Raw genomic sequence first — 19437 nt, forward strand, 5'->3', positions numbered from 1 at the left:
AAGATCTCCGTAAAGACCTCTGTAAAGACCTCCCTATCGCATTCGGTGGTAATCCGCTGCGGGTGTCACAGGAGAGGATTCGGTCCAAAGTGTTAGGTATAATGGAGACCGATCTGACAATAAACAGGTGATCTCGCCACACCCGTCCCGGCTTGGCATTCTTTCCCTTCATACGGATTTACAGATTGCGCAATGTGATTGTACTGCAATCTGACTAGTTACTGTACGCAGCTCCGGGAACGTCCGATCGCTTGCTTGCTTGCTCTGCCCCTTGTGCGCCAGCCCCATGCGGATGGACTCGGACTATGGTTGTATCCATCATGATTATTTGCTCAAAGTCGGGTTCAATGGTAACCAAAGCCGGGCTCAATGGTAAAGTGGTTCAGGATTTTCATCCCAGATTCCCGCCTTTTGTAGCCGCCAGAGAAAGCTGTAGGACGAAGACCAAGGGCCATAATAATCGGGTAAATCACGCCATGGTGCGCCGGTACGGGCAACCCGCAGGACGGCATTTAGCATCTGACGACGGTCCTTTAGGTGGTCGGCCTCCTTGTGATTTTCGGAATGGCGGCAAAAACATCTGAACGACTTCCGCTCACGGTCTGTTATCTCGTATCTTCGTCTCATAGCCCATTTTCACCAGATTATTCCCTTAATTTACAGTTTGCGTACAAACCCTAGCCGCTATAATTGTTTTTTACCTCACCATGCTCCGTGTACGGATGATAGAATTAGAAGGTGATAAAACCGATTAAAAAGAGGAGGCGGAAGCTTGCCGCATATGATGTTTCGCTATAACCGGATCATCCGGGATGCCTGGTACGAATGGTGCCGGGAGGTGCCGGAGGATGAGCTGCTTCGTCAACGCACAGGCGGTGTGGGCGGGATTCTGCACACCCTTTTCCATATCGCCGATGTGGAGTGGAGCTGGATTCGGGTGCTGGAAGGAAAACCGGATTTTCAGGAGAGTTTTGACGGGTACCGCAGCCTGGAGCGGGTGATGGAGCTGGACGCTGTTTTTCGGCCGGACGTGGAGCGGTTTCTGTCGGACTGGGATCCCGCCATGGGTGACAACCGGTTGGAGGACGAGCTGCCGGACGGCAGTATCCGGCAGTGCACCCGGAACGAAGTGCTATCGCACATGATCGCCCATGAAATTCATCACTGCGGACAGCTTTCGGTTTGGGCGCGGGAGATCGGACGGAAGCCGGTCAGCGCAAATGTGATTGGCTTGGGACTGGGGATCGAAAGCCGTTCTTGAGGAGCCGGCCAGGGATCCGGTGGCAACTAACAGCAGCCGGAAGTCCCAATTTGGCCGCAGTGCCAGCTCCGCTTCACTTGTTCAGTCCAGGTGGACCACAGCCTAACGGGCAATACAGTTTTCACCAGGCAGAGACGCCGTTTAAATCCCCGCGGGAAGGTTAATGATTTTAGAGTCAACTTACGAATCTAAAGTCCAACCTACCGAAGGAGGAACTGAACATGGCTGACCAGTATACGATGCAGGACCCTACGACTCAATATCCGAAAGCAGGACCCGAATTCCAGCAGCAGCAGGAAGGGCCGGGGCTCCAGCAGGAGATGAACCCTGTGCCGGATTGCGGCGAAACGTCATACCGGGGAACCGGCCGTCTGACCGGACGCAAAGCGATCGTTACTGGAGCGGACAGCGGAATTGGCCGCGCGGTGGCGATCGCTTATGCGCGGGAAGGCGCCGATGTGCTCCTCTCTTATATGCCTGAAGAAGAAGCCGATGCGCAGCAGGTCGTCAAGCTGATTGAGGAAGCTGGGCGGAAGGCTGTCGCGATGCCGGGCGACGTCAAAGACGAAAGCTACTGCGAGCGTCTTGTCGAAGCCGCTGTGGAACAGCTCGGCGGTCTCGATATTCTGGCGGTTGTCGCGGGCAAACAGCAGTTTGTGCCCAAGATTGACGAGCTGACGACCGAACAGTTCGATGAGACGTTCAAAACAAATGTGTATGCGATGTTCTGGCTGTGCAAGGCGGCGATTAAACACATGAAGCCGGGCAGCTCGATCATCAATACCTCCTCGATCCAGGCTTATAAGCCGTCGCCGATTCTGCTGGACTATGCGACTACAAAAGCGGCGATCAACACCTTCAGCAAAGCGCTGGCCCAGCAGGTAGCCGAACAAGGTATCCGGGTGAACGTTGTTGCACCGGGCCCGGTGTGGACGCCGCTGCAGATCGTCGGCGGACAGCCGGTGGAGAAGCTGAAGGATTTTGGCTCCCAGACGCCGCTGGGCCGTCCAGGCCAGCCGGCGGAGATGGCTCCGGCTTACGTGTTCCTGGCGAGCCAGGAATCCAGCTACGTCAGCGGGGAGACGCTGAACGCCAACGGAGGCACCCCGACGCCGTAAGGATACAAGCGAACACCGGCCGCCGATACAGCTTTTGCGGACTACTGGCCTAGCCACATCCCGCAGAAGCTGCAGGCTGGGTTGACTGCCGGGCGGAAGACAATACCCGCAAGGCTGAAATAGGAAAGGACACGATCGTTCCTTTCCGCCCAAGGCTCGCGAACAGCGGGCCTTTTTTTGCGTATTGCGGCGGGACTTTGGTTCTGTTTTTGCGGAGGGTTATGTTAAGATGGAGTGAGCAAAGAGAACTGAGGCGAGGTGCTGTATGGACAAGTTGATTCTGATTGATGGAAATAACGTCATTTACCGGGCGTTTTTTGCGATGCCGCCGCTGACGAATACCGCGGGCCAGCAGACAAATGCCGTATACGGATTTACCACCATGCTGCTTCGTCTGATCGAGGAGCACAAACCCACCCATCTGATCGTGGCGTTCGACGCGGGAAAAGTTACGTTCCGGCATGAAGGCTACCAGGATTATAAAGGAGGCCGCCAGAAGACGCCGCCTGAGCTGTCCGAGCAGTTCCCGCTGCTGAAGCAGCTGCTGCGCGATCTCGGCGTACCCCAATACGAAATTGAGAATTATGAAGCGGACGATATTATCGGCAGTATCTCGAAGCAGGCGGAAAGCGAAGGCCGGAAGGTCATGGTGGTTTCCGGGGATAAGGATATGCTGCAGCTGGCTTCGGAGCACACGACGGTAGCGCTCATCCGCAAAGGGGTAACGGACATTGAACTGTACGACCCTGAACACATCCGTGAAAAATACGACCTGACACCCGAGCAAATCATCGACCTCAAGGGGCTGATGGGCGATGCCAGCGACAACATCCCCGGCGTGCCGGGGGTAGGCGAAAAAACCGCCTTGAAGCTGCTGCACCAGTTTGGTTCGGTTGAAGGCGTCATCGCCGGAACCGGAGAGCTGAAGGGCAAGATGAAAGAGAAGCTGGAAGCCCATGCCGATGATGCGGTAATGAGCAAAAAGCTTGCGACCATCTACCGCGAGGTGCCGCTGGAGCATTCCTGGGAAGCGATGGCGTTTCCCGGTTTGAACCGGGAGACCGCGGGGCCGGCGCTGGCCAAGCTGGAGTTCAAATCGCTGCTGGAGCGCCTGTCGCTGAGCGCGACTGCGGGCCCGGCAGCGGACGGAGCTGCTGCGCAGCCGGAAGCCGAACTGGAGATTTCCGTCGTCAGCGAAGATTCGCTGGACGAGCTGATCCGGGGGCTGTCCGGCGTGGAGGCGCTGCATGTCGAGACTCACGGAGAGAACCCGCACCGGAGCAAAGTAATTGGCATCGCGTTCTCCACGGCGGAGAAACATTATTTCGTGCCGTTTGAGCTGCTGAAGCTAGATGCCGCTTCCGGGCTGCGGGACTGGCTGGCCGATCCAGAAGCACGAAAAAGCGGCTACGACCTGCACCGGGCGGATCTGGCGCTGCATTGGCAGGGGGTTGCTTTTGCCGGCGCGGCTTTCGATGTGCAGCTGGCGGCGTATTTGCTTGATCCGACCGAAGCGAATCAGAACCTGAGCGACCTGGTAGCCAAATACGGGCTGCCCCGGCTGGCAGCGGATGAAGAAGTTTTCGGCAAAGGAGCCAAATATAAGGTTCCCGAGCTGGATACACTTGGCGCCCATGTCGCCCGCAAAAGCGCGGCAATTGCAGCGCTGGTCCGCAAGCAGGGCGAAGAGCTGGAGCGGACGAAGATGACCCCGCTGTTCGTGGATTTGGAGATGCCGCTGTCGCGGATTTTGGCCGATATGGAGAAGCAGGGGATTATGGCCAATCCGGACGAGCTGCGGGAGCTTGGCAAAGAATTTGAAGCGCAGATCGCCGAATTGGTCGCTCAAATTTACGAGATTGCCGGTACAGAATTTAATCTGAATTCTCCGAAGCAGCTCGGCGAAATTTTGTTCGTCAAGCTGGAGCTTCCGGTCGTCAAAAAAACCAAAACCGGTTACTCCACCGACGCCGAAGTGCTGGAGAAGCTGGCGCCGTATCACGATATCGTCCGGTTAATCCTGCAGTACCGCACGATCGCCAAGCTCCAATCTACCTATGTGGAAGGACTGCTGAAGGAGATTACATCCGATACACACAAAGTGCATACCTTTTACCGGCAGACAATTGCTGCAACGGGCCGCCTGAGCAGCCAGTATCCGAACCTGCAGAATATTCCCATCCGCTTGGAAGAAGGCCGGAAAATCCGCAAGGTATTTGTCCCGTCCGAGCCGGGCTGGTCGATTTTGGCTGCCGACTACTCGCAGATCGAGCTGCGGGTGCTGGCGCATATTTCGGACGACGAGCGGCTGAAGGAAGCATTTCTGCATGACATGGACATCCATACGAAGACGGCGATGGACGTGTTTGGCGTCGGCCCGGACGAGGTGGATGCCAACATGCGGCGCTCGGCCAAAGCGGTCAACTTCGGCATCGTCTACGGCATCAGCGACTACGGGCTGTCGCAGAACCTGAACATTACCCGGAAAGAAGCCGCCCGGTTTATCGACCAGTATTTTGAAGTGTTCCAGGGTGTGCGCCGGTATATGGACGAGATCGTGGTGGAGGCGCGCAAGAACGGTTATGTGACGACGCTGCTGGAGCGGCGGCGTTATCTGCCCGAGATCAACGCAAGCAACTTTAATTTGCGTTCGTTTGCCGAACGGACGGCGATGAATACGCCGATTCAAGGAACGGCGGCCGACATCATCAAGCTGGCGATGGTACAGATGGATGCGGCGCTCGCTGAGCGGGGGCTGAAGAGCCGGATGCTGCTGCAGGTGCATGACGAATTGGTGTTCGAGGTGCCGGAAGACGAGCTGGAGCTGATGAAGCAGCTTGTCCCTGAAGTGATGGAAGGCGCGCTGAAGCTGTCCGTTCCGCTGAAAGCGGAGGTCAGCTACGGGAAGAACTGGTACGAAGCGAAATAGGCATGCTCCAGCCGGGACGATCCGGTATAATGGAGTAGAGGTGAAGACATCATGCCGGAACTGCCGGAAGTAGAAACCGTCAAGTCAACATTAAATACGCTGATTACAGGCAAGAAGATAAAGAGTGTCACGGTCCGGCTCGCCCGGATCATCCGGAGACCCGACGACATCCGCGCGTTCGAGACAATGCTTGCGGGACATACGGTGCAGGGCGTGGAGCGGCGCGGCAAATTTTTGCGCATCCTGTTCGACGGCCTTGTGCTGGTCTCCCATCTGCGGATGGAAGGCCGGTACGGACTGTATGCCGCGGGCGAACCGCTGGATAAGCATACGCATGTGATTTTTTATTTCGAGGACGGCACGGAGCTGCGTTATACGGATGTCCGCCAGTTTGGCACGATGGACCTGTTCCAGCCCGGTGAAGAATTCCTGCTGCCTCCGCTGAACGGGCTTGGCATTGAGCCGCTGGACCCCGAGTTCACGCCCGATAAGTTCAAGGAGATTGTCAGCAAGCGCTCCACCCGTATCAAAACAGTATTGCTCAACCAGGCATATATCGTCGGTATCGGCAATATTTATGTGGATGAGTCGCTGCACCGGGCAGGCATTCATCCGGAGCGTCCGGCCAACAGCCTGACCTCTATGGAGCTGGACAAGCTGCATCAAGCGATTGTGGCGACGCTGCGCGAAGCGGTGCTGGCTGGCGGTTCCTCCGTTAAATCCTACGTGAACGGCCAGGGAGAAAGCGGAAGCTATCAGCATCAGCTGCTGATTTACGGCCGCAAGGCTGAGCCGTGCGCCAACTGCGGCACCTTGATTGAGAAAAGTGTCGTTGGCGGCCGGGGGACGCATTTTTGCCCGAACTGCCAGCCGATTGTCCGGGAATAGTCCCGGATTGCTGGGTATGGAAAATAGGAAAATGTAATGAACTTGCCGGGCGCTGCCCGGCTGTCAGGGAATCCCGTTTAAGCATTGGCACCTGACGATCCCTCCGCCCATATACTGGGTGAAGTAAGCCGATCTGGCACACGACAAAGCCGAAGGAGCGTACGCACGCACCCTGAGGCTTTGCCGTTTCTTCACGGGAGGGATTGCGGTGCTTGGTTCCGTTTTTTCGCTGCTGCTGCTGGCCCTGGCGCTCAGCCTGGACAGCTTCGGGGTGGGCATTACGTACGGACTGCGCAAGCTGCGGATTCCGCTGCTGTCGATTCTGATCATTTCGCTCTGTTCGGGCGTGGTCATCGGAATTTCCATGCAGGCGGGCGTATTACTGGCCGAATGGGTGTCGCCGGACGCCGCTTCAGTAGTCGGGGCAGTCATTTTGGTTGTAATGGGCTGTTGGTCGTTTATTCAACTGTTGATTCAGAAGGAAAAAGAAAAGGAGCATCCGCCCGGCCCGCCGGAGCTGCGGGTAGCGGCGGCTGTCAGCCGGACAGCGGAAGGCGCGGGGGGCAGGCGGTCTCAGACCGTACGCGTACGCAGCGAAGCAGCCGGTAAGCTGCGGCTTGCGGCGGACCGGGGAACGCGTACGCTCCCGGGCCTTTCGCCGTCCCGCTTCCTGCAGCCGGATGCGCCGCCGTCCAGGGCTCTGCCGCCCAAGGAGCGGCCATCCCGGACGCAGCCGTCCCGCGCCGCTGCGGGCGCTTGGGGGCTGAGTGCTCCGGCGTCGCCCCTGCCGCCTTCCGGCAGCCTGCCGTCCCCGGCCCTCTCAGCCGGCGCGGATTCCGCCCGCTTGGATGCAGCGGAGCCGAAACGCGTGTATTCGCTGGAGCTGCGGCGGATCGGCGTCGTGATCCAGATTTTGCGCACGCCGTCTTCTGCGGACCTAGACGCATCGGGCAGCATCTCTCCTCTGGAGGCGGTAGTGCTCGGGGCGGCTTTGTCTCTCGATGCATTTGGCGCGGGACTGGGCGCCGCGCTGCTCGGTTTTCATCCGGGAGCGACGTCGCTGCTGATTGCACTGTTCAGCGGGTCATTTCTCGTGTTGGGTATGAAGACCGGTTTCCGGTTCGCCGGGAGCGTATGGATGAAGAACGCGGCCGCCTTGCCGGCGTTATTGTTGATCATCATGGGTATAATGAAGCTGTTATGAGGTGAGCAAACATATGATTATGGGCTTGACCGGGGGCATTGCCTCCGGAAAAAGCACCGTCTCCGCTCTGCTGGCCGCCAAAGGCGCGCAGCTTGTGGATGCTGACGTGATTGCCAGGGAAGTGATGCTTCCCGGGCATCCGGTGCTGGAGGCGGTGGTGCGTCATTTTGGACAAGACCTGCTGCAGGAGGACGGAACGCTGAACCGCTCGAAGCTGGGCGAAATCGTGTTTCATGACGAAGCGGCCCGCCGGAAGCTGAACGAATTGACTCATCCCGCAATCCGTGCGGAAATCCGGGGACAGATGGACAGGCTGGAGCGGGAACATCCCGGAGGCCTTGTCATCGCCGATATCCCGCTGCTGTATGAATCGGGGCTGCAGGAAATGTTCGAGCGGATCCTTGTGGTGTATGCGCCGAGAGAAACGCAGCTGGAACGTCTAATGGCCCGCAACGGCCTGAAACGGGAGCAGGCGGAAGCCCGGCTGGATTCGCAAATGGATATCGAGGTGAAGCGCGGACTCGCCGACTATGTCGTCGATAACAGCCAGGGACTGGAAGAAACGCGGGTGCAGGTGGAACTGCTGTGGGACAGGCTGGGGCTGTCATGAAATTTTTACGCAAAAAAAGAGTGCTGCTACTCCTGTTCCTCGGCTTCGTCGCCGTCCTTTTTCTAAATACGAACTGGATGACCTGGTTTTATCCCATTCAATATAAAGAAGAAATCCGCAAGCATGCCGAGACCTATGATATCGATCCGTTTCTGGTGGCGGCCATTATCCGCGTAGAGACCAACTACACGCCCGGACGCGAATCTAAAAAAGGTGCCGTTGGCCTCATGCAGCTGATGCCGGAGACGGCCAAATGGGCCCTCGAAAAGGCCAAGCTTCCCGATGTGCCGATTGAACGCCTGAAGGAGGAGCCTTCCGCCAATATCGAAGTGGGAACCTGGTACTTGCAGTCGCTGTTCCGCCAGTTCGACGGCAACCGCACGGCGGCCATTGCCGCCTATAATGCGGGACCGGGCAATGTGAAAAAGTGGCTCAAAGAAGGGGACTGGGACGGCAGCGCCGAAACCATTAAAGACATTCCTATCGGGGAGACCCGGCATTATGTGCAGCGCGTGATCCATTATTACAAACAGTACACGGAGATATACAGCAGTTTTTAGCGGGAAAATACAAAGAAGCGTTGACCGGCCGGAGCCAGTCAACACTTCTCTCGTCATGCTATCAAGGCCGATTATTGGAACTGGCCTGCCAGTTGCTGTTCGGCGATCGTTACGAGGCGTTTCGTGATGAAACCTCCGATCGAACCGTTTTCGTAAGAAGTTTTATTGCCTTGGTATCCGTCCGGGGAGAGCTGGATTCCCAGTTCTTGAGCAACCTCGAATTTCAGTTGCTCCAAAGCCGCATTGGCTCTAGGCACCACCAGGTTGTTGGAGTTGTTGTTGTTTTGTCCCATTGCTGTTCACCTCCTATCGGTTGGTAACTGTATTATGCGCCGGACTTGCCATATTCATAACCCCAATTAATTAGGTATATATGGAAAATTTCGCAAAGGAAGTGAAGGTTCGTGAAATGCCCTTACTGCGACTACTCGGGAACAAAAGTGCTGGATTCCCGGCCGGCCAACGAAAATAAATCGATCCGGCGCAGACGCGAGTGCGAGCGCTGCAGCAGGCGGTTCACCACATTTGAGATGGTCGAAGAGACGCCGCTGATGGTGATCAAAAAGGACGGCAGCCGCGAAGAATTCAGCCGGGACAAAATTCTCCGGGGCCTTATCCGCGCCTGCGAGAAACGTCCGGTATCCGTCGAGCGCCTGGAGGCGATTGTCTCTGAGGTCGAAAAGTCGCTGCGCGGCATCGCCGTGGCGGAAGTAGAGAGCCGGCAGATCGGCGAGCTGGTGATGGAGCAGCTGTACCCGGTCGACGAAGTCGCCTACGTCCGGTTTGCTTCGGTCTACCGCCAGTTCAAGGACATTAATATGTTTATGAAGGAATTGAAGGGGCTGCTTTCCAAAGGGACCAGCGACATGGAGGGACCTAGCGGCATGTGACGGCAGACCGTGGGCCGTCGTTTGGAGGTACTTGCCTGCTCCCTCCTTGATTTTTCCAAAAAACTACTTGTTCCTTGCGGGGTTATTGAGTATAATGATGCACAATATATTCGAAATTCAGGGACTGGGAGAGTAGTTGTCGGTGGAGTCCAAGCGAGCCGGGAGGGTGGGAGCCGGTACACAAACCGGCCATGAAGCGCACCCACGAGAAGGACTTCTGAACCTGGCGGAAGCCTGCGGGCTTAAACAAAGCCAAGGCTTGCCCCGCAGCATAATGTACGCGGGACCCGGTAAAATGCCGGGAATCCGAAGGGGCCAGGCGGTAGGAAGTCACGGCTAAGACCGTTATCTTTGGAGGGGTTAAACGGAAGAAAACTCCGCCTATTTGCAGCACGCACCCTTGGGGCGGATAAGGCTGCGGGCTGAATTTCACCGTTTAACAATAAGAGTGGTACCGCGAAGCAAGCTTCGTCTCTTTTGGAGACGAGGCTTTTTTTATTTTATCTGGAGAGGGAGATGGACATGATAAGTGAAACACTGGTCAAAGAAATAGAACAATCGGTTAAGCAGCTTCTTGACGGGGTGGCCCCGGATCAAACGAATAAATTTACGGTTCGGGTCGAACAGCCGGCTCATATTGAGCACGGGGACTATTCAACCAACATTGCCATGCAGCTTGCCAAACTTTTGCGTAAACCGCCCGTGCAAATCGCGCAGATGCTGAAAAACACGTTGGAGCAGCGGGGACATTTTGGAGGCCTGGTTGCCCGGATTGAAGTCGCTCCGCCGGGATTCCTCAATCTGTATGTGAACTGGAACCGGTGGGCTGTCAGTGAATTTGCATGGCCTTCCATTGGCGAAAACCGGAAAGCTGTCATTGAGCATACTTCCATCAACCCGAACAAGTCGGCGCATATCGGCCATCTGCGCAACGCTTGTATCGGCGACAGCCTGGCCCGTTTCATGAAAAAAGCCGGGTATCGCGTCGAAGTCCACAATTACATCGACGATCTCGGCAACCAGCTGGCCGATACCGTAGTAGGTCTGCTAAATACTACGCATCAGGGGGAGCATGCGCGTTTTGGCGATTTTTGCTGGGATGTCTACTCCAGGGTGAACAAACAATATGCGGAGACGCCGGTGCTGCTGGAACAAAGAACACAGGTCCTTCATTCGCTTGAGGAGGGAAAAGGCAACCTGGCCTGGATTGGCCTTATCGCCGCCGAGCGGATTGTGCGGGAGCATCTTGAGGAAATGGGCGAATTCGGTATAACCTATGACCTTTTGGTCTGGGAGAGCGGTATTGTTGGCGAAGGGTTCTGGGACGCTGCGTTTGATTTGCTGAAGCAAACCTCACATGTTGTCCGGATGGATAGCGGGAAACAAGCGGGATGCTGGGTGCTGAGGCAGCCGTCGACCGGGCCGGATCGGGACGGAGGTAGCGGCGAAGACGAACACAATCAGGACGAACACAAGCAGGACGAACACAAGCAGGGCGTACACAAGCAGGGCGTACACAGCCAGAACGAACACAGCCAGAACGTACAAAAGCAGGACGAACACAAGCAGGACGAACACAGCCAGGACAAGGTGCTGGTTCGCTCGAACGGGATTTTGACCTACACTGCCAAGGATATCGCCTACCACCTGTGGAAATTCGGTGTACTGGGGAAGGATTTTAAATACAAGAGCTTTGCTGAGGATCTGTGGACGACTCACCGCAGCGGAACAGCCGCAGCCTTCGGCGGAGCGGACAGGGTTATTAATGTAATCGACCATAGGCAGGAGTACCCGCAGGCCATGGTCAAACAAGCGCTTGAGGTGCTGGGATACGCTGAGCAGGCGGACAATCTGCGTCATGTCGGTTATGGCGTCGTTTCTTTGAGTCCAGGTACGGCTGCGGAGCTTGGAATCGACACCTCGGACGGCAGAGCTTCGTATGCCATGTCGGGCCGGCAGGGCATCGGGATTAAAATTGCTGAACTGCTGGACCGGATGGAACGGATTATCGAGGACAAAAGACCGGACAGGGACGGGTTATCCAGCAGAGTGATGGCGGCTGCGGCCATCCGGTATTATCTTCTCCGGTACAGCCTGCTGACGGAAGTGGTGTTTGATCTGCAGCAGGCAACGGAAGTGACGGGGAATACCGGCGTGTATTTGATGTATTCGTACGCACGGTCGGCCGGTATATTGAAGAAGGCGGCAGGCGACTCGGCAGGGGAGCACGGAGCAGGGGCTGAAAACGCATCAACAGGCGTTCTGCATGTAAAATGGAGAACCCCGGCCGAAAACGAGCCGCTGGAGAAAGCGGAGTACGGGTTGCTGCGTCAGCTCGCCGCCTGGCAGGATACCCTGTACACGGCCTGTGTGGACCTGACGCCGAGCATAATTTGCAATTACGCGTACGAGCTGGCCACGCTGTTTAACAACTTTTATGCCGCGTGTCCTATTTTGAAGGCGGATGAAGATACGCAGGCGCTCAGACTGTGGCTTACCGCCAAGTTTCAGGAAACGTTGGGCGAAGCGCTGAGCGTGCTTGGACTGCCTGCGCCGGAGCGGGTGTAGGTGACTAAAAGTTGCTTGCCGTTTGTTCACCACTCTTAGGGGCTATTAGCTTTTAACACGCTAGTTCCTTATTAACACGCTAGTTCCTTATTAACGTGCTAGTTCCTTATTAACACGCTTGCTACCCTTATCTTGTGAGCTGGACAGCAAAAAGCTCATTGTGTAAGGAGTTCTTTGCTGTCAGCCATGGCGATTCGGGAGCGGAAGACTACCTTCGTAGCGCCGCTGAGACAAAAAACACGCCATAAAATGGCGTGTAAGCAGGTTTCTGCTTTATGTATCCCAAAAACTTAAACTAAACCCGAAGCAAACCGCGGAAACCTCTGGCGCCATAATACGAATCCGCGCCGTTATGATAAATAAAGACCTTCCCGTAGCGGTAATCGCCGAAGATAGAGCCTCCAAGCTGTCTGATTTCGGAAGGAGTTGTTAACCAGCTTGAGGTTTTAGCGTCGAATTTGCCAAGCTGCTGGAGTTCGCGGTACTGTTCTTCCGTTAACATTTCAATGCCCATGGCGGCCGCCATATTCATTGCGCTGTCTGCTGGTTTGTTGGCTTTTCTGGCCTCCAGCGCTTCGTGGTCGTAGCAGATACTTCTGCGGCCTTTCGGGCTTTCCGCCGAGCAATCCATAAACAGGTATTCGCCTGTTTCTTCATCCCGTCCAACCACGTCCGGTTCGCCTTCGGTGATTTCCATCTGATGGAGCGACCACAGCTTGTCCGGACTAGCTTCCAGCTTGGCTTGGACTTCAGACCAATCCAGACCCTCGTGACGGTTAGCGTATTTCTCAAAACGGGCTTGCAAAGTCCGAAGCAGCTCTTCGTGTTGTTCTGGTGACAGTGTTTTATCCTCAATTCCGGGATTTGTATTGCCGGTTGCCATCAAAGAACACCCCTCTTAAATTTTAACTAAAACCTTACAGCCATTCTACCCTGATTCGGCATTCAATTACAAACGGCACTGCTCGGCTAATCTTCGGATTTCGGCGCTCATTTGTTCGTTTACAGGATACACGCTCTCCAGATACTTCAGGATTTCAATGGCAGACTCCGGGACTTTATCATAGCCCTGTAGCATACTCCCCAACGTGTCCGAACAAGCAGGGAACCTGGCTTCAAACCGTCTTTCGTTTCCGAATTTGTCCGGATAGAAGTCGACTTCCTGTTCCAACAGATGCATGACGGACAGGATGCTGTCTATGGCATGACCCTGCACAAACCGGAGAGCAGACAGCTTTTCGCCTCTGGCATACCTGCAAAGGCCCACATACAAGTTGGTTAAAGCTTCGTTGAGCGGATAATCGGCCGATTCCGGCCGGGTTACGGGTGTTTTGTATATCGGTTTTTCAAGATGGTCCGCGGTATAGGCGGGAGCATTCCAGACGATTTTTCCTTCGGAGTAAGCGATGTTTTCCAGTTCGGTTTCCTCAAATACAGCAAACTCACCGTAAATCCCATCTGCAAACATGATTTTGTGCCCGTCCGCCGTATTTTGAAAATGGTAAGCCAACGGATATGCATCCTCCAGCCAATCCAGCTGGTTAATAAACCGCATTTTGCAGCCCGGCTGCACAATCACAAAAAAATCAAGATCCGAATATTCATCCAGCCTTTCGCGTTCAATGCCCACGGAACCCAGGCCCAGCAGCGCAAGTGCGCCGCTTTTATGTTCAAGCGCCTGGCCAATCGCTTCCAGTCTTTCAAGCAGCAGCTCTGTTCTTAACATGTCTACATCCTCCTATGCCCATAGCCAACGCAAAAAAGATCCAACCCGCGTATACACGAGGTTGAACCTTAAAGGTTGCATGGCCTTCTGATTACCGATCATTTTACGCTGCGGATGGCTTGGCGTCAATTACCGAGGACTGGAGAATGAGCCTTTCTATCCAACGTCAGGGTGCGTTCAACAGCAGGAAACTCATTTTTCCTGGATAAGGCAGCGTTCTCCCGGCTGCAGCTTTCCGTATACGAACAAAGAGGCGAGAGTCTGCGAAACATAGATGGGGCTAACGGAACAGAGAGCCGTTATGGGGCTCCAAATGGCCGGGAATAAATTCTAACGGAACTCAGAAGCGTTACTGATGCAGTTTAAGTGTTTTTTACAGCAAATTGATCAAATAGCGGCGGTGAGTTCCGTTAAATTATAATCGGGGCCTTATATAAAGAAATAAGGTCGCTCAGTTCCGTTACAATGGTAGAGTAGTTTATGCATTCATTCGTTCGCGCAGACGGAATCTCTAATAGTTTCGCCCTCATAAGCTTCAAAAAAAGACGCGATCCTAGTGGACCACGTCTTAATAAATATGGAGCCTAGGGGGATCGAACCCCTGACCTCATCGCTGCCAGCGATGCGCTCTCCCAGCTGAGCTAAGGCCCCGTAGATGAATGATCAACCGATATGTACATCAGCTTCTCATAGTGTCTGGCATGTTGTTGTGTTCCGCAGCCGACTTCTATATCATATAAAAATCGGCTGCGGGTGTCAACTCTTTTTTTGAAAAATAACATTAGCGGATCATCTGGCTTAATCCCGTCTCCGGCTTAATCCCGTCTCCGGCTTAATCCCGTCTCCGGCTTAATCCTATCTCTAGCCTAATCCCGTCTCCGGCTTAATCCCGTCTACATCTACTCCGTAACGAGAATCCGCGGTGACGTACTGCGGATCACTTGGGAAGCAATCCAGCTGCCGAAACTTGAGACGGCCATGATCACCAGAACAACCAGCAGGATATCCGTCCACTGGACAAGGAGGGGAAGCTGGACGATTCCATAAGAAGACAACAGTCCTCTTAAAATGGCAGGCAGAAGATAGATCCCGCAGAGGGTTCCCACACAAGCGCCCACAGCCGCAAGTCCGGCAATGCCCCAGGTTACCGCACCCCGCAGCGTATTGGAGGTTAACCCGATAGATTTATAGATGCCATAGGTTTTGGTCATTTTGCGTATATGAATCCGGCAGGTGCTGTAGATGATGAGGCAGGTTACCATAAGAAATAACAAGGCCAAAATACTCAGCGGTATAAGCAGCACGCCTGCAGCCTCCTTAAATACGGAATCGAGCAGCGTCTGCTGTTTGATCGGCTGGATGCTTGAGCCGTATTTGACGGTAAGCTCCCGCACGACCATGTCCGAATCAGCGCTGTTTTTTAAAGTAATATATCCTGCGTCGGGATTCAGCTTGCTTACCGCGTCCGCCGTCACTCTGGCTTGATTGGACATATTGGAAATCGACTGATAGATGCCGGTTACGGTAAAAATATGCGGTTTGCCTTCGATATAAACTTCGAGCGTGTCCCCCAGTTCTTTTTGCAGCTGCCGGGAGATATTGATGCCAATAGAGATTTCATTTTTATTGCGCGGATTTCGCCCCGATAAGGAGGCAAAGCCGATTTCATCTGCACTGCCGTCCACTACAGTCAGCGGAAAACTCACCGATTCCAGAGAACGGCCTGTGGAGCCCGGGCGCTGCGTCTTGTTGGCGGGTACTACCCCAATAGATGGCCCCACCCAGTTCAAATGAAGGACCCGGGGATCCGCCTGGAGGCTTGCTTCTATAGCATCGCGGTCAAGGGCTGATTCGTTTACGACCATAAGAACCACGTCGGAAGCGTCGTAGCCCCAAAGCGGTGATGTTTTTTGCATCTGATTGATGCTGTTTAATAACACCAAACCAAACACAAGGACCGCCGACGTTAGCGTGGTTAAAATGAGCAGCAGAAGGGAGCCTTTTACGTTTTGCGTTACATTCCTCACTCCGATTACCCAAGGGACAGGCCAGCGCTCAAATTCTTTTCCCCGCTTACGTCCCGCATTCCAGCGTCCGGTGAGCCTATGGTGGGCCGCCTCGGACATGCCATAGCGGATGGCCTGCATCGGCTGGACCTGGCGGGTTCTGCTTGCGTACAGCCATACACACAGCAGAATCAGCAGCAGAATTCCGGCTCCGACGATCCATTCCGTACCGCCATTTTGAATCCGAATCGAAGCATCGTCGGTTTTAATAAAGGACAGGGACTGATCAATAATAACGCTGGACACCAGCCGGCTGAGAGCCAACCCCGGCAGGATCGTCAGCAGCGAAAGGAAGCTGTATTGGGCCAGGTAAGCGGAGATAATTTGTCCTGACGACAGCCCCATGGATTTAAACACCCCGATAGTTCTGTAATTGGCCAGGATTGCGTCCGAAATCGTGAAGCCGATGGTATATAAAGCTACCAGCATCATCAACAGGCCAAGGAAGCTCATGACAAAGCCGATGATTTTATTCATGATAAAATAAAAAGCCGAAATTTCCTCAAAAGTGGTCCGCTCCTCCAGAAAAGGGGTGCCCAAATCGCTTTCGAAGCGTTCCCAGTAGCCGGCACGCTCGGCATAATTGTCAAAGCGGATGCCCATGAGATACGAATCGCCGCCTGGTACAGCGCTAAGCTCGCGCTGGTAATCCGCATGGTTCATCCAAATCCGCGCTGTGGTGGAGAAGGGGCCGCCATGCGACAGGTCGATAACCACGGCCGAAACCGTCAGCCGCACAGGAGTATTTCCTGTTTTAAACTGCAGTTCATCCCCGACCGCAACGTTGTATTTGTAGGCGAGAGAGGTGGGAATCCATACGGTTCCCCGGGCGGGATGGGCCGTTTCTTGGCCTTGGGCAAACACCAGCTCATCCGTACCAAACGGCCGGTCCGGCGTGTTCATCATATACAAATAGACGTTGGGGATATCCTCACCCTTGTGCATGACGCCGGCCAAAGGCTTGTAGGGCTGAAGCACGGATGCCGTAATGCCTTCCTGCGAAGCCCACCATTTCTGCACTTGTTGGGGGTCATGCAGCCCTCTGGTCAAATTCAAAAGCTCATGCGACCCGGCCGTGTCCCGGTGCAAATCCTCATACAGGTCCTGGGAGTTGGAAATTACGGTGAGTGCCGTGTTGATCAGGAGCGTGGACAGCAGCAGGAGCAAAGCGATCAGTCCGTTTTGTACTTTGCGCCTTCTCAAATTCCCGAGACAAATGGTCCAAATCGCAGCCATTACCCATTTCCCCTTTCGGAGATATAAGAGAAAATGAGCGCTTCCCTGTCCTGCAGCTGATCCGGAGAGTAGGGGCCAAATTCCAGCATTCCGCCCACTTTTCCGTCCCGGATAAAAATCAGCCGGTTCCCCCGGCAGGCGGCTTTGATATCATGGGTGACCATAACGACGGATTGCCCTTGCGCATTCATCTTTGTCAAAATATCCAGCACGGCAACACCCTGCTCGTAGTTTAGACTCCCCGTCGGCTCATCGGCGAACAAAAGCTCGGGTGTATTAATGAGCGCCCGGGCAATCGCCGCCCGCTGCTGCTGGCCTCCGGATACTTCGGCAGGCAGGCGGTGCGACTGATCCTGGATGCTCATGGCCCGCATCAGCTCGTCTGCTTTTTCCTTCACTTTGCGTTTCGGCGTCCGCGCGACATAACCGGGCAGCGCAATGTTTTCAAACAGCGTGAGATCCGGCACCAGGTTGCTGCTCTGGTAGATGTAGCCGATTTTTTGGGTCCGGAATGCCGCCAGCTCTTTTTCGGAAAAGGTGTTCAGGCGCTGCTCGCGGAAGTAGACCTCGCCCGCCGTTAAGGAATCGAGACCGCTCAGCAGGTAGAGCAGGGTGGATTTGCCGGAGCCCGAATCGCCCATAATGACCGTAAAATCCCCCTGATAAATCTCCAAATCGATGTTGCGGATAGCATGAAACTGCTCGCTGCCGGTGGAATAGGTTTTGCAGAGGTTTTTGGTTTGGATGATGACGGCTTTTGTCATAATGCGATTTCCCTTCAGTGAGGCTGTTTTTTTCAATTGTAGAGGGGGAATCTTGCAGGGAGCTTATCAAGTTATTAATAAATCCTTACAAGCCGGTTTTCGGTTCCTTTCAGCATAAGGGCAGACTGAGATAAAATTCCGTTCCTTGAGCCTTAACGCTTTTGAAGGAGATGCTCCCGTGATGGGCTTCGATAATGTGCTTGCAGATGGACAAGCCTAAGCCGGAGCCTTCTTTAAACCGTTTTTCGTACCGGGAAGGAGCGCTTCCCTGGAAATAACGCTCAAAGATAAAGGGCATATCCTGCGGCAAAATGCCTTCTCCAGTGTCAGATACTGTGATCAACAGCCGGTCTTGCTGCCGGACGATTGCAATTTGGATCGTGTCGCCCGCCTTCGTGTGCTTCAAAGCATTGGCGATCAGATTGGAGAGGAGCTGTTCCATCCTCACCGGGTCAACGCGGATCAGCACGTTGGGAATCTCCGGCGGTTCAATAAAATTCACGCCTGCCGTCCGGATATAAGGCCCCATCGGTCTTAGAATGCCGCTGAAAACCTCCCGGCTGTAGCATTCCACCGGTGTAACCGAGATTTGCCCCAAGTCCCGCAGCGCATGCACCAGGAGGTCTTCGACCAATCCGGCCATTTTATTGGCTTGTGCCTGAATGATATCCATATACTCCATGACAGCGGGCAAATCGGTGCAAACTCCCGCCTGAATTGCCTCAATATAAGCTTTGATAGCGGTCAGCGGGGTTTTCAGATCATGCGAAATGTTGGAGATCAGTTCTTTTTTTGCTTTGTCCTGGGCTTCTCGTTGCAGGCTCAGTTCCATGATTTCATTCCGCATCTGGTCAAACACGGCATACACCTCGCCAACTTCATCCGGTTTTCCGTATTCTACCCTTTGTTCATAGTTCCCCTTAAGAATAGCTTCCGAATGATCCTTTAATCCGTTAATCCCCTCAAGCAGATCATGCTTGATCTTTTTTCTAAGGGTAAGCAGAAGCAGGAGAAGCAGACAGAGGGAGACGGACATCAGCACCGCAGCCGTAACCGGAAAGGAAGACGGGGGCTCGTAGGCAACAGCGGATTCGGGCAAAGTAAACAAAGCATTTCCGGTTTGTTTTCCCGATGTTGGATCGATGACAGGGAAAGCTAAGGTAAAGGAACCGGGACCGGTTTTGGCCGAATATAAGTCATAATGCAGGTCATTCTTGAGCTGAAGCTTCCGGTTGGTTGGCTGAGCGGGCGAGGAGGAATCAAACCAAACCGCGCCGTCCAGACCGGCGTAGACCCAATTCAGCTTCTTTTCCCGGCTCAGCCGCAGCAGTTGTTCCCGGATTTGATGCGGGGTGCCTGCCTCCAGAGCTGTATGATATTTTTCTAATAAAAACATGATTTCGCTTACCTCGACCCGGGCTTGATTCACCACATAGGCAGGAACCGTCTGCTGCTCCCCGCGGGACAGCTGGATCACCAGCAGTGCTCCGCAGCCTGCACAAATCAGCAGGCATCCGAGTGCGCAGGCCAACCATCTCTTAAACCATTGGCTCCAATATTTCAATGTCACTTCTCCATTCCATTATTGTGATTTCATTGTTTACCCTACCGCAATAA

General features: G+C 54.4%; 16 protein-coding genes and 1 tRNA gene. 9 read left to right on the forward strand and 8 right to left on the reverse strand.

What is annotated here, in order from left to right; translation table 11 throughout:
• Window positions 1-366: 366 nt before the first annotated feature.
• Window positions 367-627, reverse strand: a complete 261-nt coding sequence (locus ACE6ED_RS03130; RefSeq protein WP_410825502.1) for a transposase — start codon at window positions 625-627, stop codon at window positions 367-369.
• Window positions 628-781: 154 nt separating this feature from the next.
• On the opposite strand from ACE6ED_RS03130, the gene ACE6ED_RS03135 reads away from it, so the two are divergent.
• From ACE6ED_RS03135 to ACE6ED_RS03165, 7 genes are all read left to right on the forward strand, one after another.
• Window positions 782-1261 (forward strand): DinB family protein, encoded by a 480-nt coding sequence (locus ACE6ED_RS03135; RefSeq protein WP_410825616.1) that lies wholly within the window; start codon window positions 782-784, stop codon window positions 1259-1261.
• Window positions 1262-1482: 221 nt separating this feature from the next.
• On the forward strand, window positions 1483-2379 hold the full coding sequence (locus ACE6ED_RS03140) for an SDR family oxidoreductase (RefSeq protein WP_410825503.1): 897 nt from the start codon (window positions 1483-1485) through the stop codon (window positions 2377-2379).
• A 265-nt stretch (window positions 2380-2644) separates the two neighbouring features.
• Window positions 2645-5308, forward strand: a complete 2664-nt coding sequence (polA, locus tag ACE6ED_RS03145; protein WP_410825504.1) for a DNA polymerase I — start codon at window positions 2645-2647, stop codon at window positions 5306-5308.
• Between the two features lie 51 nt (window positions 5309-5359).
• On the forward strand, window positions 5360-6196 hold the full coding sequence (mutM, locus tag ACE6ED_RS03150) for a DNA-formamidopyrimidine glycosylase (RefSeq protein ID WP_410825505.1): 837 nt from the start codon (window positions 5360-5362) through the stop codon (window positions 6194-6196).
• A 208-nt stretch (window positions 6197-6404) separates the two neighbouring features.
• Entirely contained in the window at window positions 6405-7400 is a 996-nt protein-coding gene (locus tag ACE6ED_RS03155; RefSeq protein WP_410825506.1) for a manganese efflux pump, read from the forward strand.
• Window positions 7401-7413: 13 nt separating this feature from the next.
• Window positions 7414-8010: a dephospho-CoA kinase gene (gene coaE / locus ACE6ED_RS03160; protein ID WP_410825507.1), complete on the forward strand. Its 597-nt coding sequence runs from the start codon at window positions 7414-7416 to the stop codon at window positions 8008-8010.
• Window positions 8007-8570, forward strand: a complete 564-nt coding sequence (locus ACE6ED_RS03165) for a lytic transglycosylase domain-containing protein (protein WP_410825508.1) — start codon at window positions 8007-8009, stop codon at window positions 8568-8570. Before coaE ends, ACE6ED_RS03165 begins: the two co-directional genes overlap by 4 nt.
• A gap of 71 nt (window positions 8571-8641) precedes the next feature.
• Here the strand turns inward: ACE6ED_RS03165 and ACE6ED_RS03170 are convergent, their stop codons facing one another.
• Window positions 8642-8863, reverse strand: coding sequence for a small, acid-soluble spore protein, alpha/beta type (locus ACE6ED_RS03170; RefSeq protein ID WP_410825509.1), 222 nt, complete (start codon window positions 8861-8863; stop codon window positions 8642-8644).
• Between the two features lie 111 nt (window positions 8864-8974).
• Between ACE6ED_RS03170 and nrdR the strand changes: the two genes are divergently transcribed.
• Window positions 8975-9460 carry a transcriptional regulator NrdR gene (gene nrdR / locus ACE6ED_RS03175; protein WP_410825510.1) on the forward strand — a complete coding sequence of 162 codons (486 nt, stop codon included), beginning with the start codon at window positions 8975-8977 and terminating at the stop codon, window positions 9458-9460.
• Window positions 9461-9982: 522 nt separating this feature from the next.
• A complete protein-coding gene (locus ACE6ED_RS03180; RefSeq protein ID WP_410825511.1) occupies window positions 9983-12028 on the forward strand; it encodes an arginine--tRNA ligase in 2046 nt (681 codons plus the stop codon).
• 295 nt (window positions 12029-12323) lie between these two features.
• Here the strand turns inward: ACE6ED_RS03180 and ACE6ED_RS03185 are convergent, their stop codons facing one another.
• The 6 genes from ACE6ED_RS03185 to ACE6ED_RS03210 all read right to left on the reverse strand — a co-directional run bounded on the left by ACE6ED_RS03185 (window position 12324) and on the right by ACE6ED_RS03210 (window position 19384).
• Window positions 12324-12911, reverse strand: a complete 588-nt coding sequence (locus ACE6ED_RS03185; RefSeq protein ID WP_410825512.1) for a DUF4256 domain-containing protein — start codon at window positions 12909-12911, stop codon at window positions 12324-12326.
• 66 nt (window positions 12912-12977) lie between these two features.
• Entirely contained in the window at window positions 12978-13754 is a 777-nt protein-coding gene (locus ACE6ED_RS03190) for a hypothetical protein (protein ID WP_410825513.1), read from the reverse strand.
• 578 nt (window positions 13755-14332) lie between these two features.
• Window positions 14333-14405 (reverse strand) — tRNA-Ala (locus ACE6ED_RS03195).
• Between the two features lie 248 nt (window positions 14406-14653).
• The gene (locus tag ACE6ED_RS03200) at window positions 14654-17056 is read right to left on the reverse strand and encodes an ABC transporter permease (RefSeq protein WP_410825514.1); all 2403 of its coding nucleotides are present in this window, start codon (window positions 17054-17056) and stop codon (window positions 14654-14656) included.
• Window positions 17056-17820 (reverse strand): ABC transporter ATP-binding protein, encoded by a 765-nt coding sequence (locus ACE6ED_RS03205; protein WP_410825515.1) that lies wholly within the window; start codon window positions 17818-17820, stop codon window positions 17056-17058. The genes ACE6ED_RS03200 and ACE6ED_RS03205 overlap by 1 nt, the downstream gene beginning before the upstream one ends.
• A gap of 109 nt (window positions 17821-17929) precedes the next feature.
• Entirely contained in the window at window positions 17930-19384 is a 1455-nt protein-coding gene (locus ACE6ED_RS03210; RefSeq protein WP_410825516.1) for a HAMP domain-containing sensor histidine kinase, read from the reverse strand.
• Window positions 19385-19437 lie beyond the last annotated feature (53 nt).

The organism is Paenibacillus nanchangensis (assembly GCF_046543445.1).
Taxonomy (GTDB): domain Bacteria; phylum Bacillota; class Bacilli; order Paenibacillales; family Paenibacillaceae; genus Paenibacillus_AQ; species Paenibacillus_AQ nanchangensis.

What these genes read in the sequence shown, in the direction of transcription:
- ACE6ED_RS03165 (WP_410825508.1), top strand. Translation starts at nt 8,007, where the DNA reads ATGAAATTTTTACGCAAAAAAAGAGTGCTGCTACTCCTGTTCCTCGGC.
- ACE6ED_RS03135 (WP_410825616.1), top strand. Translation starts at nt 782, where the DNA reads ATGATGTTTCGCTATAACCGGATCATCCGGGATGCCTGGTACGAATGG.
- mutM (WP_410825505.1), top strand. Translation starts at nt 5,360, where the DNA reads ATGCCGGAACTGCCGGAAGTAGAAACCGTCAAGTCAACATTAAATACG.
- ACE6ED_RS03180 (WP_410825511.1), top strand. Translation starts at nt 9,983, where the DNA reads ATGATAAGTGAAACACTGGTCAAAGAAATAGAACAATCGGTTAAGCAG.
- ACE6ED_RS03200 (WP_410825514.1), bottom strand. Translation starts at nt 17,056, where the DNA reads ATGGCTGCGATTTGGACCATTTGTCTCGGGAATTTGAGAAGGCGCAAA.
- ACE6ED_RS03140 (WP_410825503.1), top strand. Translation starts at nt 1,483, where the DNA reads ATGGCTGACCAGTATACGATGCAGGACCCTACGACTCAATATCCGAAA.
- coaE (WP_410825507.1), top strand. Translation starts at nt 7,414, where the DNA reads ATGATTATGGGCTTGACCGGGGGCATTGCCTCCGGAAAAAGCACCGTC.
- ACE6ED_RS03185 (WP_410825512.1), bottom strand. Translation starts at nt 12,911, where the DNA reads ATGGCAACCGGCAATACAAATCCCGGAATTGAGGATAAAACACTGTCA.
- ACE6ED_RS03205 (WP_410825515.1), bottom strand. Translation starts at nt 17,820, where the DNA reads ATGACAAAAGCCGTCATCATCCAAACCAAAAACCTCTGCAAAACCTAT.
- polA (WP_410825504.1), top strand. Translation starts at nt 2,645, where the DNA reads ATGGACAAGTTGATTCTGATTGATGGAAATAACGTCATTTACCGGGCG.
- ACE6ED_RS03190 (WP_410825513.1), bottom strand. Translation starts at nt 13,754, where the DNA reads ATGTTAAGAACAGAGCTGCTGCTTGAAAGACTGGAAGCGATTGGCCAG.
- ACE6ED_RS03170 (WP_410825509.1), bottom strand. Translation starts at nt 8,863, where the DNA reads ATGGGACAAAACAACAACAACTCCAACAACCTGGTGGTGCCTAGAGCC.
- ACE6ED_RS03130 (WP_410825502.1), bottom strand. Translation starts at nt 627, where the DNA reads ATGAGACGAAGATACGAGATAACAGACCGTGAGCGGAAGTCGTTCAGA.